The organism is Polaribacter vadi (assembly GCF_018861005.1).
GTDB lineage: Bacteria > Bacteroidota > Bacteroidia > Flavobacteriales > Flavobacteriaceae > Polaribacter > Polaribacter vadi_A.
Map to the genome: position 1 here is coordinate 122,811 of NZ_JAHKQL010000004.1, position 14,314 is coordinate 137,124.

At 29.4% G+C, this 14,314-nt stretch carries 13 protein-coding genes; 6 read left to right on the forward strand and 7 right to left on the reverse strand.

The features are described 5' to 3' along the window. Nucleotides 1-64: 64 nt before the first annotated feature. A complete protein-coding gene (locus KO506_RS17055) occupies nt 65-334 on the reverse strand; it encodes a hypothetical protein (protein WP_252726769.1) in 270 nt (89 codons plus the stop codon). Between the two features lie 100 nt (nt 335-434). Here KO506_RS17055 and KO506_RS17060 point away from each other — a divergent pair, with 100 nt between their 5' ends. Beyond that, nucleotides 435-923: a hypothetical protein gene (locus tag KO506_RS17060; RefSeq protein WP_252726770.1), complete on the forward strand. Its 489-nt coding sequence runs from the start codon at nt 435-437 to the stop codon at nt 921-923. 7 nt (nt 924-930) lie between these two features. On the opposite strand, the gene KO506_RS03170 is transcribed toward KO506_RS17060, so the two are convergent. Further along, nucleotides 931-1,620: an NRDE family protein gene (locus KO506_RS03170; RefSeq protein WP_215993443.1), complete on the reverse strand. Its 690-nt coding sequence runs from the start codon at nt 1,618-1,620 to the stop codon at nt 931-933. A gap of 157 nt (nt 1,621-1,777) precedes the next feature. Between KO506_RS03170 and pruA the strand changes: the two genes are divergently transcribed. Next, the gene (gene pruA / locus KO506_RS03175) at nt 1,778-3,403 is read left to right on the forward strand and encodes an L-glutamate gamma-semialdehyde dehydrogenase (RefSeq protein WP_215993444.1); all 1,626 of its coding nucleotides are present in this window, start codon (nt 1,778-1,780) and stop codon (nt 3,401-3,403) included. A gap of 87 nt (nt 3,404-3,490) precedes the next feature. Then, nucleotides 3,491-3,880, forward strand: coding sequence for a DUF2306 domain-containing protein (locus tag KO506_RS03180; protein ID WP_215993445.1), 390 nt, complete (start codon nt 3,491-3,493; stop codon nt 3,878-3,880). A 60-nt stretch (nt 3,881-3,940) separates the two neighbouring features. On the opposite strand, the gene KO506_RS03185 is transcribed toward KO506_RS03180, so the two are convergent. Then, on the reverse strand, nt 3,941-7,246 hold the full coding sequence (locus KO506_RS03185) for a reprolysin-like metallopeptidase (RefSeq protein WP_215993446.1): 3,306 nt from the start codon (nt 7,244-7,246) through the stop codon (nt 3,941-3,943). Between the two features lie 61 nt (nt 7,247-7,307). On the opposite strand from KO506_RS03185, the gene lipB reads away from it, so the two are divergent. Beyond that, the gene (gene lipB / locus KO506_RS03190; protein WP_215993447.1) at nt 7,308-8,012 is read left to right on the forward strand and encodes a lipoyl(octanoyl) transferase LipB; all 705 of its coding nucleotides are present in this window, start codon (nt 7,308-7,310) and stop codon (nt 8,010-8,012) included. A gap of 81 nt (nt 8,013-8,093) precedes the next feature. Here lipB and KO506_RS03195 read toward each other — a convergent pair whose 3' ends face one another. After that, nucleotides 8,094-9,146 carry a nucleoid-associated protein gene (locus KO506_RS03195; protein ID WP_215993750.1) on the reverse strand — a complete coding sequence of 351 codons (1,053 nt, stop codon included), beginning with the start codon at nt 9,144-9,146 and terminating at the stop codon, nt 8,094-8,096. Nucleotides 9,147-9,317: 171 nt separating this feature from the next. Next, nucleotides 9,318-9,917, reverse strand: coding sequence for a ribonuclease HII (locus KO506_RS03200; RefSeq protein WP_215993448.1), 600 nt, complete (start codon nt 9,915-9,917; stop codon nt 9,318-9,320). 83 nt (nt 9,918-10,000) lie between these two features. On the opposite strand from KO506_RS03200, the gene KO506_RS03205 reads away from it, so the two are divergent. Beyond that, nucleotides 10,001-11,956 (forward strand): putative porin, encoded by a 1,956-nt coding sequence (locus KO506_RS03205; RefSeq protein ID WP_215993449.1) that lies wholly within the window; start codon nt 10,001-10,003, stop codon nt 11,954-11,956. A gap of 351 nt (nt 11,957-12,307) precedes the next feature. Continuing rightward, nucleotides 12,308-12,538: a hypothetical protein gene (locus KO506_RS03210; protein ID WP_215993450.1), complete on the forward strand. Its 231-nt coding sequence runs from the start codon at nt 12,308-12,310 to the stop codon at nt 12,536-12,538. Between the two features lie 6 nt (nt 12,539-12,544). Here KO506_RS03210 and KO506_RS03215 read toward each other — a convergent pair whose 3' ends face one another. Then, a complete protein-coding gene (locus KO506_RS03215; RefSeq protein WP_215993451.1) occupies nt 12,545-13,012 on the reverse strand; it encodes a hypothetical protein in 468 nt (155 codons plus the stop codon). Nucleotides 13,013-13,058: 46 nt separating this feature from the next. Beyond that, nucleotides 13,059-14,309 carry a tetratricopeptide repeat protein gene (locus tag KO506_RS03220; protein ID WP_215993452.1) on the reverse strand — a complete coding sequence of 417 codons (1,251 nt, stop codon included), beginning with the start codon at nt 14,307-14,309 and terminating at the stop codon, nt 13,059-13,061. Nucleotides 14,310-14,314 lie beyond the last annotated feature (5 nt).

A 14,314-nucleotide genomic window follows, 5' to 3' on the forward strand; every position in this document is an offset into this window, starting at 1 on the left:
CAGGTAAAGTTTCTAGAGATTATATTGATGGTAAAAGACAACGTTATTCAAATCCTTTTCGTTTTTACTTAACTGTTTCCATTCTTTTCTTTTTAATTGTAGGTTTATCTAAATCTATAGATAAATACGAAGAATTAGCCAAAGAAAGTGTAGCAGAAATTACTGAAGTAGTTAAAAAAGATTCTATACAAAAGAAAAAAGAAACACCAACTGATGCAGAAATAGATTCAATTAAACAAAAATTAGATAGCCAATTAAAAAAATCTTTTGTTCCTATACCAGCGTCTGCAAGAAAAAAAATATTAGAAGAAGTAGAAAAAGAAGCTAGAGACACTACTACAACCAATAAAAAAGATGATATCAGTTTTAATTTTGGTGGAATTACAAGGTTAGATAAATTTACTGATTATATAAAAGAATATCCAAATTCTAAAATGGATGTAGCTTTAGACTCTTTGGGTTTTGAGAAAAATTTTACAAATCGATTTTTATTTACAAGAGCAAAAACTTTATATTCTTTTACTGAGGATGAAGATAGTAGAGATCAATTTTTTAGTCAAATTTTATCTTCGGGCTCTATTTCTCTATTTATACTTTTACCCTTTTTTACATTGTTTCTAAAGTTCTTTTACATCCGAAGAAAATTTGGCTACATAGATCACTTAATCTTTGTTTTTCATATACAAACTGTATTTTTTATGCTGTTTGCTATTTTCTTTTTATTAAAAATTTGTGGACTAAAACCAGAACTCTGGATTTTTACTATTCTCTTTTTACTGTATTTAATTATTGCAATGAAAAAGTTTTATCAGCAGGGCTATATTAAAACTTTTATGAAGTTTATGTTATTGAATTTCAGCTATTCTATAGTAGCTACAATTGGTATTATTTTTGTTTTTGTGATATCTTTTGCGCTGTTTTAAACAAAAACTATACTTCCATTTTAGCTAAATCAAAATAATCAAACGTAACACTATCTACTATTTTTAAGATTGATGTAACACTAACAGTTTCTACAAATTCGCGTTTCATTTTAATTGATGTTCCTACACTTCCCAAAGTAGAATTATTATGAAATTGTAATATTTTTTCTTGGGTAAATAACCTATTTTTCGCTAACCAATCTGCAAACCAAACTTGTCTTAATCGTCTCATATCAGAAGTATATAACGTAGACGAAGACCAAATTTTTGGTTCTTGTGGCAATTTATTAAAATGTTTTTTTAATCCGTCCCAAACTAACTCATAAGTTTCTAAAGAGCTATTCCAATCAGCGAGAATTAGCGTAAAAGGCTCAATATTATTAAAATCAAAATTATTTATATACGCTACTGCATCATCCGCAGAAAGTATGTTTTTAACAATAATACCTCTACTCATTTTATAAGGCAATTCCCTTTTATGATTTTCAAAACCTCCATTTAACAAGCAAACTAATCTATTCTTATTGCTTGTACCAATCCAAGTTCCACCTGCTAATTCATCTTTTGGGTAGGTAATTTCCACACCATTTTCTAAATAAGTTTTTGGCGGAATTGTTTTTCTTAATGGAGTTTCATCTCTATTAGAAGTTAAAATAAAATTATTTCCTCCTAAAGGAAGATAGGTAACTGTACACATAAAAATCTTTTAAAAAATTATGATAAATCTTAAATATTGATATAGTTTTTAAATTTTCCTTAACAAAAGACACCTAAAAACCATTAAATTTATTGAAACAAAAACTGTAACTTTGCATAGACAAAATTAGTCGATTCAAATTTAAAAAACATACAAAATGGCAAGAGGATTTTTTAATGTTCCAGTTGCAGTAAACGAGCCTGTAAAAGGCTATGCACCTGGCTCTCCAGAAAGAGAAGAATTATTAGCAACTTACAAAGAAATGTTTAATGGTTCTATAGATATACCTATGCATATTAATGGTGCAGAAGTAAGAACAGGAAATACAAAAAATGTTACACCTCCTCATGATCACAAGCATATTGTTGGCCAATATCATACAGCAGAAAAAAAACATATAGATGAAGCTATTGAAACTGCATTAGCAGCAAGACAAGCTTGGTCTTCTGTTTCTTGGATGGAAAGAGCATCTATATTTTTAAAAGCTGCTGAGTTATTAGCAGGACCATATAGAGCAAAAATGAATGCTGCAACAATGATTGCACAATCTAAAAATGTACACCAAGCAGAAATTGATGCTGCTTGTGAAATGATTGATTTCTTTAGATTTAATGTACAATACATGACTGATATTTTTAAAGATCAACCAGCATCTGCACCAGGAATTTGGAACAGAGTTGAGTACAGACCTTTAGAAGGCTTTGTGTATGCAATTTCTCCTTTTAACTTTACTTCTATTGCAGCAAATTTACCTGCAGCAGCAGCTTTAATGGGTAATGTTGTAGTTTGGAAACCTTCTGATCATCAAGCATATTCTGCACAAGTAATTGTAGATTTATTTAAAGAAGCTGGTTTACCTGATGGCGTAATTAACGTTGTTTATGGAGACCCTGTAATGATTTCTGATACTTGTTTATCTTCTCCAGATTTCTCTGGATTACATTTTACAGGTTCTACTTTTGTTTTTAAAGAATTATGGAAACAAATTGGTACAAACATCCATACTTATAAAACATACCCAAGAATTGTTGGTGAAACAGGTGGTAAAGATTTTATTTGGGCACACAATTCTGCAAATCCTTTACAAGTTGCAACAGGAATTACAAGGGGTGCTTTTGAATATCAAGGTCAAAAATGTTCTGCAGCTTCACGTGCTTACATACCTGCTTCTATTTGGGGTGACGTTAAAGCACATTTAATTGCACAGACATCAGAATTAAAAATGGGCTCACCAGAAAACCCTGATAACTTTATAAACGCAGTTATACACGAAGGTTCTTTTGATAAAATTGCAAAGTATATTGACTTAGCTAAAGCTGATGAAAATGCTGAAGTAATTATTGGTGGTAATTATGATAAATCTGTTGGTTATTTTATTGAACCTACAGTTATTCTTGCAAAATCGCCAACATTCTCTACAATGACAACTGAACTTTTTGGCCCAGTAATGACAGTTTATGTTTACGAAGATGCTGAATGGGAGGCTTCTTTAAAATTAGTAGACAAATCTACAGAATATGCATTAACAGGTGCAATTTTTTCAACTGATAGATATATTGTAGAGCAAGCATCAAAAGCATTAGAAAATGCTGCTGGTAACTTTTATATAAATGATAAACCAACAGGAGCTGTTGTAGGTCAGCAACCATTTGGAGGAGCTAGAGCTTCTGGAACCAATGATAAAGCTGGTTCTGCACAAAACTTATTACGTTGGACATCTGTAAGATTAATAAAAGAAACTTTTGTTACGCCTACAGATTATAAATATCCTTTCTTAGGATAAATAAAAACAACATATTATTTAAAAACCGTATAAAATTTTATACGGTTTTTTTTATTTCTTATTTTTAGACAAAAACTTTATAATACTATGGAATATAAATATTTAATGTACGCTCATTTGGCAACTGTGGTTCCTTGTTTTTTTATTGGTGCTTATCTTTTATCTGTAAAAAAAGGAACTCCATTTCATAAGTCATTAGGTAAAATATATATGGCTTTAATGATGATAACTGCAATAATCACTTTGTTTATGCCTGCTTATGTTGGCCCACAATTTTTAAATCATTTTGGCTATATACATTTATTTAGTTTTTTAACTTTATACTCTGTACCTACAGCAATTATCGCCGTAAAAAAAGGACAAATCAAAAAACATAAGTTTAAAATGATTTTTCTTTATTTAGGTGCTATCATTATTGCTGGCGGATTTACTTTTACTCCTGGTAGATATTTACACACTTTCTTTTTTGGGAGTTAAAACAAAAAACCACATCATGTATTATGGTGTGGTTTTTAAAATTATTTTTTATTTAAATGATTATTCAATCATTAATTTTTTAGTGGTTTGTAGGTTTCCATTTATTATTTTCAATAGATATAATCCGCTAGCAACATCATAAAACTGAATTTTTCTAGAAAAATAAGAACTTGTATTTTCATATCTTTTTTCACCTACAAGCATACCTCTAATATCATATAATTTTAGATTAACCTCTTCTTCATTGTGCATATCAAAATTCAAAGTAAATGCTCCTTTAGTAGGGTTTGGGTATAAATTAAAATTAGAAAAAGAGGTGTCTTCTATAGATGCTGTGTTGTCTACAATTACACTATAATCTTCTGTTTCTCCCCATTCCCAAATATGATCTGCTAAACAAGCACCTAAACCATAACCTTCATTAGGATCATCGTATTCAATAATTACTCTCATTCTTGTACTTCCAAATCTTGCATCATCAGGTACTGTTATAGATGCTGTTACAGTACCAATATCTTGTGTAACACTTCCTAAATCATATCTTTCTGTATCATTATCAAATACATAATCTTGATTCCAATCAATAAAAACAAAACAATGATCTTGATAACCTGCTGTATCCATAGTTACAGAAATTTGATGTGTATCTCCTCTTTTAACATTTGTTGATATTTTTGTGTAATTTATATAACCATCTGCAGTGTCATTACCAGAATCATTCTCAATGGTATTAAAAGTAACATTTTGTATATGTTCTGAACCACCAGTTTCATCTGTAAATATAGACTCGCAGTAACTTGGTGATAATGTTGTAAAACTATACACAGTAGAATAAGAACCTTCTCCACAATCATTTTTAGGTTTTACTCTCCAAAAATACTCTGTTAATCCAGATAAATTATCTGTTGTGTAAGAATTGGTAGTTACATTACCAGAAGAAACAATGTTTGTAAAACCTGTTTCTGTTGCTACTTCAACATCATAAGAGGTAGCATTTGTATTGGCTCCCCAAACTAAATCTCCTGTTAAAGCAATGTTTGTGTCACCATTTGTTGGTGAAGTAAGTTTTAAAGTACCAAATTCAGGTGATGTTAATTTTAAGTCCAAATCTAAACTCTGAACTATACTTAATGAAGACCCTAAAACTGATAATACATAATCTTGTGCAGTTTCATCATCTAAATTAGAAACCGACATTGTTACATTACCATCACTATTTATAGTTGTCGGATTAAAAGTTACTACAGATCCAGTAGGTTGACCAGTAGCAGAAAGTGTAACTGTTTCTGAAAAACCATTAACAAAATCGAAATTTAAAGTATAACTAACAGTTTCATTACCAGAATTACAAGCAATTTGAGTACCACTATTATTATTCATTACAAAAGTTGGTGCTGTAGAATTTATTGTAAAATTTGTACTATTTACATTGTAAAAAACATTGTCTGCTGCTTCTACCATAATTCTTGCGTTAGATGTTGCATTATCTGGAATTATAATATTTTCTGAACCGTCATTTGCCGTATTTGTTTTTAATAAAATAGGAAAAGTAATTCCACCATCTGTAGACAATTTGATATTTACCAAAGTAGAATTAATTGGTGCTACATCTGTTGTACCTTTATTCCAGGTAATGGTTTGTGTAGAACCTACATCCCAAATAACAGCAGAATTAGGAGTATTTACTGTAAATGCAATAGCATCTGTAACTGTAATTTTAACATCATCTCTTGCTGTGCTTCCACCACCAATATTATTATCTCTAACTAAAAAAGAAAAGTTTAAATCTCTTGCAACAGAAGGCAATACCTCCCAAGTTGTAGAAGAATTCCCTGCAACTATAGTTGCCAATTCTGGCATATATCTAATTGGTGTAGTTTTCGATGGCAAAGATCTAAACATTGGGCCAACATCGTTTGTTGCAGAAGGTGGCATTGTACCTACTTCGTTGTCTATCTGTTCCCAATTATAAGTTAATGAACTTAAACCATCTGCATCTGTTGCTATACCTTCTAATTTAAAAGGTGTAGATTTTGGTATAGAATAATCTAAACCTGCATTTGCTGTAGGTGCAGTATTATTTGTATTTGAAGTAACTGCACAACTACCAGAAGATTGTATGTGGCTCCACATTTGAGCTATACTTACTGTATGAAAATAATCATCGCTATTACCAGTAGCTGAACCTGTACCAATTACATTTGGCGAACAAATACCTGCATAACCCATAATTGTAGAACCACTACCAGGCTCTACTGCTGTAGAACTTGTTCTATTACAATCGTTATTTTGTGTATGAGTTGCACCAAATTGATGTCCCATTTCATGAGCAACATAATCAATATCATAGGGATCTCCAACAGGAGAACCAATACCAGTTACACCTCTTGCTTTTTGACCAGAAATACAAACAACTCCTAAACCAGCTAAACCATCTCCACCAACACTAAAAATGTGTCCAATATCGTAATTTGCAGTACCTATTTGAGTATCGCAAATAGATTGTACTTCATCTATCATAGTATTAGCATTACCATCAGTGATGTTGTCTGTATCTTCATCTAAAAAAATAACATCATCATTATTACCCACAATAACTAGTTTAACTGATAAATCTTTTTCGAAAACACCATTTATTCTTGTCATTGATGTATTCATTGCTGATAAAACTGCCGCTTTTTTTTCTGCATCTGTTGCTGCTGATGAAACATTTTGTCTTGTTAAATGGAATTGCGCATACTCTCCACTACAAACTAATGCCAATCTAAAAGTTCTTAATTTACCATCGTCTGCATTTTTTGCTGCATCAGAAAAAACAAGCTCTTTATTTGCAGTTTCTTCTACCATACATTGAAAATCGGCTTCGTCTTTAGCTATACTATTTTTACTATAAACAATATAATCTTGTTTGTCTTTTGAGTATGGATCTATATACATTGTTTCTTGATTACCAGAAAAAACAATTCCATGTAAACCATCTGTACCCATACTTATTTTTGCAATTGCTGTAGGATCATCAATTCCTTGTGCTGAATATGATTTTATCTCAGGAAATTTCTCTTGTAATTCAACTTCAAAATTTGAAGATTCTTCTAAACGAAATTTCTGCAATTTTCCATTTGCATCTGGTAACTTTATAATATTGTTAGCTTTTTTTGATTTTGATTTAAGATTAGAAGCAAAACTCTCTAAGTTTAAAGAAACCAAATTATATTCCTTTGGAAAATGTTTTTTACTAAAAACAGCAGTTTCATTCTTATCATATTTTGTTTTTGAAACCTTTTGCCAATTGTCTTGAGCATTGATTTGAAAACCTATCAAAAGGAACAATGTTAATAATAAAAAAAGAGGGCTTATATTTTTCATAATATCGTTTTAATATTAGCTCTCCAAATATAATGAAATATTTACCTTTGTACTTTAGATTATGAATAGAAACATCGAATTAAAAGACTTATTAGTTAAGGATTACAAGGAAACTTGGGATTATCAAACTGAATTACTACAAGAAACTGTAGACGTTAAGATTTCTAATCGTAGAAATGACTTACAAGAAACTACAAAAAATCACTTTTTGTTTGTAGAGCATCCTCATGTGTATACATTAGGAAAAAGTGGTGATATGAGTAATTTGTTATTGAATGAAAATCAACTTAAAGAAAAAGGTGCTACTTTTTACAAAATAAACAGAGGTGGAGATATTACCTACCATGGGCCAGGACAAATTGTAGGTTACCCAATTTTAGACTTAGAAAATTTCTTTACAGATATTCATAAATACTTACGTTTATTAGAAGAAACCATAATTTTAACCATTGCAGAATATGGAATAAAAGGTACAAGAAGTAAAGGAGAAACTGGAGTTTGGCTTGATGTTGGAACACCTTTTGCTCGTAAAATTTGTGCAATGGGTATTCGTTCTTCTAGATGGGTAACCATGCATGGTTTTGCCTTAAATGCTAATGTGAATTTAGGTTATTTTGATAATATTATTCCTTGTGGAATTAAAGGCAAAGCAGTTACTTCTATGGAAGCTGAATTAAATAGGAAGGTTGATTTAGAAGAAGTAAAAACTAAAATTTTAAAGCATTTTAAAACGCTTTTTGAGGTTGAAGCTTTTGTTGCTTCATAAAATACGTTATTGCGAATTTGCGAAGTAATCTGCAAAATTTATTAAACAGATTACTTCACTATCTTTTGTAATTACAAATAATTATTTCTCTTCGTTAAAATACACTTTGTAATATTTCATTTTTTTCTCTTCATCATAACCTCTTTCTAAATATTCTGAGGCTGCATCTGGTGCATCTACATCTAATTTTATGTTGATGTTTGTATCTAACTTAATTTCTGTTTTTAACTTGCTTTTTTCTTTCTTTAAAACAACTCCTGAAACATCAAAATTATTACGAATTAAAACATCATTTAAATCTTCGTAATGTTTTTTATAATCTTCGAACAAATCCTTGTGTTTATCTTCTTCGAAAATTTCGTCTTTAAAATCGTGATAATCTACAGCTTCGTGTTCTTTAAAATAATCTACGGTATTTGCTAAGAAATTACCTTGCTCGTGTTTTCCAAATTCTGGTTTTATTACTTCTTCAGAAAACTCTTTACACAACTCTAAATAGTTCTGTGTATGCGAATTATAATCATCAGCTAATTTTACAGAAAGAAAATTCTTAATCCAATATTGTGCATCGTAGTTGTTATTATCTACAGAAAAAACAACTGTACCTTCTACATCTGATGTATTTAAAATTAAACATCCTTTATCTATTCTTTTTGTTGATATTCCTTTTTGTACAACAACATCAAAACTTTCATTATCATCTAAATACGTTTGAAAAAAGTCAACTTTATTTTCGATTTTAAAAACTCCAATTGCCTCTGTTAAAACATCTTTATATTCTATACCTTCTATAAAAACAACAATTACATCTCCTGTTTTAATTTGTGCAGAATTCGATTGTTCGTACAAATGATTTACGATGTTTTTAGAATATTCTATAAACGTATTTTCGTCTTTAAAAACTTCTGATGCATAATTATTTAACTCATTTAAACGTACATCTGCATGATGAGAAAAGCGATAACTTTGTGTTAAACTACCAAATGGTTTTAATAAAAACCCTTTCATTAAATCGTAACCTTCTTGATCAAAACGAATTAAATCTTCTGAAAGCACATTTTGACCACTATTGAATTTATTAGCGACTTTGTGTAAAATGCATTTGGTGATTTCGGCTCTTGTTTTTTTAATCATCATCTAGAAATTTGGAGCGTAAAAATAGTTGAACTTTTTTAAATAATTTGAAGTTATTTACTAAAGTTTGCAAACAAGTTTAGCCCTGATTGAACGACTTGTTTGAGCTCTTTTTTGCTTTTTGGAGCAAAAAAAGCGAGTAGTGAAAGCAGGAAATAGCTTCTAAAAAAATTACAATTTCATTTTTAATTGTTCTGGCAACAACTTAAATGTTTTTCTGTGATATTTTGTGGCACCAAATTCGCGAATGGCATTTCTGTGTTCTTTAGTTGGATAACCTTTGTTTTTTTGCCAATTGTACATGGGTAATTCTTGATGAATTTTAGCCATATACTCATCTCTATACGTTTTTGCTAACACAGATGCTGCTGCAATACTCAAAAATTTGGCATCGCCTTTTACAATGGTTTTATGTGGTATGTCTTTATAATCTCTAAACTTATTACCATCTATAATTATAAATTCTGGTGTAATTTTTAGTTGATCTAAAGATCTGTGCATTCCTGTAATTGAAGCCTGTAACACGTTTATTTCATCCACTTCTTCTTGCCAAATAAAAGAAACCCCAAAAGCCAAGGCATTTTGTTCTATAAAAGGTCTTAATTCGTCTCTCTTTTTTTCTGATAATTGCTTGGAATCATTTAAAAAAGGATGCGTAAAATCTTTAGGCAAAATTACGGCTGCTGCCACAACAGGACCACATAAACAGCCTCTACCAGCTTCGTCTGTACCTGCTTCTAAAGTAAAACCACTATAATTTGATTGTAACATTTTACAAATTAACAGATTTCAGCATAATTATTAACTATTCTTTTCGTTTAATTATTTTACATTTGCTCTTGTATTTATCTACTATGAATAAAACGTTTTTTTACATTTTTTTACTGCTTATCTGCTCTAATAATTTATTTGGACAGCGACTAAAAGAACAAATTGAAGGAGGGTCTTTTGGAAACTCTAGAAATGATACCATAAATAATTCTAACGAAACTAAAGTAATTTTATCTGGTAAAACAAAGTATACAGATTACAAAATATTTTCTCATAAGAGAGACACTTCTTACATAGACACTACTTTAACTTTACAAAAAGAATACAAATTCAATTATCTTAGAAAAGATAATTTTGAGTTACTTGAGTTCCATAACCAAGGGCAAACTTTTAATAATTTAGGGTATAGTTTTGATAATGTTAGTCAATTTCCTGATATTGGTTTTAGCGCAAAACAATTTAGTTATTTAGATGTTGAAGACATTAAATATTATGAAGTGCCTACACCAACAACCGAAATTTTATACAGAACAGGCTTACAACAAGGGCAAGTTGTTGATGCACTCTTTACTCTAAATTTTTCTAAAAGATTAAACGTTTCACTTTCTTACAAAGGCTTACGTTCTTTGGGAGAATACAGACAATCTTTGGTAAGTAATGGTAATTTTAGAGGTGCTTTTCATTACAGAACTAAAGAAAACCAATATGAAATTAGAGGGCATTTAACATCCCAAGATTTTTTTCACGAAGAAAGTGGTGGCTTAACTGCTGATGCTTTAGATTATTTTGTTACTGAAGATCCTGATTTTACACAACGTTCTAGATTAGATGTTAATCTTGAGGATGCAGAAAGTCAGTTTGATGGTACTAGGGTTTATGTAGAACATAGTTATAAAATACTATCTAGCAAAGACACTATTAATGATAAAGATTTTACTAATTTAAAAGTTGGTCACGTTTTTACTAGCGAGAACAAGTTTTATAGCTTTAATCAAACCTCAACTACAACAGATATTTTTGGTAGTGCAAATGCTTCTGATGCTACAAATAACGAAGCCAAAAGTTCTATAACCAATAATGAATTAAATCTTGAATTTAATTCGAAATATGTTTTAGGTAAATTTAAAGCAAAAGCAAACCTTATTAACTATTCTTATGGTTATGATACCATTTTAAATACGAGTAGTTCTATTAACAAGTTAAAATTAGAGGGTAGCGCAATTTCTGTTGGTGCAGACTGGAATGCAAGAATTAAAAACTTTCAATTAAATGCTGATGCAGCTTTAACTCCTGGTTCTGGAAGATTATCTGGAAGCCATTTACAAGGTGAAGCTGTGTATTTAAAAGACAGCCTTTTTGGCTTAAAAGGAAGTTTATTATTAAGTTCTAAATCGCCCAATTTTAATACATTATTGCATCAAAGTAAATATGATGATTATAATTGGCAAAACGATTTTAGTAACGTAAATACAAGAGATTTAGGTTTTGCTTTTACTTCTAAATTGATAAATGCCAATTTAAACTTTACAAATATTGATAACTACACTTATTTTGATGAAAGTAATTTACCTCAGCAATATGGAAGTCAAATTACATATTTAAAGGTTAAAGCAAACAGAGAGTTTAAATTCTGGAAATTAGGATTAGACAACACTGTTATGTATCAAAATGTTACTAGTGGTGCAGAAGTTTTTAGAGTACCCGAATTTGTTACTAGAAATACTTTATATTATACTGATGAGTGGTTTAAGGGAAAACCAATGTTGGTAAATATTGGAGTTACGTTTAAGTATTTTACAAAGTATAATGCCAATGCTTATAACCCTTTATTGGCAGAATTTACGCTACAAAATACGGATGAAATTGGCTACCCAACTTTTGATGTGTTCTTTAACGCAAGAGTACGTAGAACTCGAATTTACTTTAAGATAGATAATGTAACTTCTAGCTTTTCTGAAAAAAATTATTTTTCTGCTCCTAATTATCCTTATAGAGATTTTACTATTCGTTTTGGTTTGGTTTGGAATTGGTTTATATAAAAACCTTAAGCTGAATCATTTTTATTTAGACTTCGTTAAACACTAAAAAGGATTTTAAGCAGATTTTTGAATAAAATGTTATGTATATACTTTTATTTATTTTCTTTATTATAGCAATGTGGTTGTTTAGTATTTACCTTTTATCTTATTGGAAATATGTATATTGGTATGCTTTTTTAAACCTAATATTAATTGCAATCTATTTTAGTATAATAATATATGGAGGCAAATCTTTATGGGGATATGATGAGTATGGATTAGGTGCTTTTTTTAGATTAATATTTGCACTAATTCTACACACAATAATAGGGGTTGTTTTTGCTATTTATAAAAGTTATAAACTTAAAAAGAATGAAAGATCAACTTAAAAATAATTGGAAACTTTTTTTAATTGCGAGTTTAACTTTAGGACTAGCCCCTTTTAATCCACCTCATATTTGGGGTAAATTACAATGGCTTTTAGGTGGAAATGCGTTTGATGCTCAGAAAGGATTACAACCACAAGATTGGTTCGATGTTCTTTTACACGGTTTGCCTTGGTTGTTATTATTAATTTCTGGAGTTTTGAATTTAAAGAAATAACATCTTTTATTCTTTCAACAAAATTCTTATTGGTAATTGATATTTTGTAGTTACAGGAATTCCTCTTTTAACAGCTGGCAGAACAGTTGGTAAATTATTAATAGAATTACGAATTATACCTTGTAATTCTGGTAATTGCATTTCTATATTTTCAGATTGTAATCCATCAAAAACTATTTCGCCTTTGGCATTGATAATTAAATCAACCAAAACAGTTGTATCAATAGAATCTTTAATAGAATAGATGTGTTTTTGTAACTCCTCTCCTATTTTTTGATGAATTGTGTTTCTAAAACAATCTTGCTTTTTAATTTTATCAATAAAAGAATCGCAAACTTTAAAAGACGGAAAAGTATCTACAGAAGTATAATCTACAATAGTATCTACAACTTGTACATTCTTATTTTTTGAGAAAGAGAATTTATCACACGAAGTGCAAAAAATCATTAAAATTAAAAAAGAAAAAACGCGCATTTATAGTTTTCTTATAAAGCGTAAACTTACTAAATTTTAATGACTTTTATTTTAAAGTTTCTCCTCTTAAAAAATACTCTTTTTTTATCTCTTTTATTCTGTTTCTTACAAAAGCAGACATCCCTTCATCTATTTCATAAAAAGTTTCGATATATTTTATATAATGCTTGTAGGCTATCTTTTTATCTTTATAATAATCATCAGAAAGTTTGGCTAATTGATATAATGCCCTGTAATTTCTATGGTTTTCTTCAAAAGCATTTTGATATGCATTTATAGCTTGTTTTGGCTTTTTTAATTCGTAAAACACTCTTGCCATTCCATAATATTCTTCGTCTCTACTTTCTTTACCAATAAAAGTAGCCATCATATAATTCATTCTTGCTGAATTATATTTCTCTTGCTTAAAATCGATATGCCCTAAATATGTATGTGCTTTAAAGTTTGCTCTATCTTTAAATTTTAATTTGGTAAAATATTTTTTGGCTTTTTCCAAACTATCTATATTGTAATAGGCTTTACCTAAAAGTGATGTACTATAAGTTTCTTTTTTATATAAAGAATCGATATTTAATAAATAGGGAATACTTTCTTTGTACTTTTTGTCTCTAAAAAATTGATTAATCTTTATTTTATTTAAGTCTAAATCGTTTGGCGAAATTGCTAAACCTTTATTTACAAACAATTGGGTTGAATCTAAATCTTTTAATTTAAGGAAACTTTTAGCCAATCTAGAAATTGCTCTAATATGTGTAGAATCTTTTTGATATGTATCTATAAAACTATTTATCATAGGATCTCTTTGCCCATTTAAAGCATAAGATAACCCTAAATGATAAGAATAATTTGGATTTTCTGTATCGTTTTTAATTAAGTAGGTAAAGGTTTCAATAGCTTTTTTCGGTTTTTTATTGATGATGTAAAGTTTACCTAATTGATATTTTAAAACTAAATTTAAAGAGTCTATGGCTAGAATTTCTTCGTAAATAGGAATGGCTTTTTTTGATAATTTAGAAGCTCTATAAATTTTAGCTAATTTTAATTTTGCCTTTTCATCATCTTTAAAAGTGATGGCTTTTTCTAAAAAATAAGCTGCTTTTTTATAATTATCTATAGATTCATAAATAACTGCTTTTTTGTAGTTGGACAAAAATGAGGCTTCTTTGGTGTCTAATTCTTTTAAAGCAAGTTTATATCTTCCTTTAGCAAACAAACTGTCAGCAACAGAAAAAGTTGAGGTTTGTGCCTCAACTTTAACAATTGCAAATATTAATATAAATAAAATCTTCTTTTTCATAAATC